Below are 480 nucleotides of genomic sequence, written 5' to 3' on the forward strand. Positions count from 1 at the left end.
CTGAAACGGAATAAAAAACAGGTTAATACCGGTTAAAAGCGTCACAGCTGCAAACATCAGAGACATACGCATAAAATTTCCTCCCTGGACACACTGACGATAAGAATCACTTCTGCTGCTCATCTCCGGGTTTATTATATTCGGGCGCATTTGCGCGCGGCAGCTGCTGACTGTTCAGTCGATGTACGCGGAACCGTTCATGGAAATATTCGCGCAGGTGTTCAGGCTGTTCCCGTTCAACAAGTTCCGGCATGACGGGCTTGTTCATGCGCTCCTGCCAGGCAACATCAGCAGCCACCTTATCGACGGCAACTTTGTCCTGCTCCTCCTTTGAAAAAGAGGCAATATTCCACTGCGACATACGCAAATTCAGCAAAAGAAGAAAAGGTACGCAGATATTACGCTCTTAATCCTTAACTGGCGACCTGTTGAGGTGAGGCCAGTACGCAGCGCCGCAGGTGTGGCGAACCGCCTCACCCC

Annotated in this window: 1 protein-coding gene; it reads right to left on the minus strand. The window is 50.4% G+C overall.

Annotated elements, in window-relative coordinates; genetic code table 11:
- Positions 1 to 106 precede the first annotated feature (106 nt).
- On the minus strand, positions 107 to 361 hold the full coding sequence (locus HMPREF9538_RS14000) for a DNA polymerase III subunit theta (protein WP_009485089.1): 255 nt from the start codon (positions 359 to 361) through the stop codon (positions 107 to 109).
- Between the last annotated feature and the right edge of the window lie 119 nt (positions 362 to 480).

Source organism: Klebsiella sp. MS 92-3 (assembly GCF_000195655.1).
Classification (GTDB): domain Bacteria; phylum Pseudomonadota; class Gammaproteobacteria; order Enterobacterales; family Enterobacteriaceae; genus Klebsiella; species Klebsiella pneumoniae.

Bases quoted from the DNA above. Each gene is read 5' to 3' on its own strand.
- HMPREF9538_RS14000 (WP_009485089.1), bottom strand. From the start codon at position 361: ATGTCGCAGTGGAATATTGCCTCTTTTTCAAAGGAGGAGCAGGACAAA.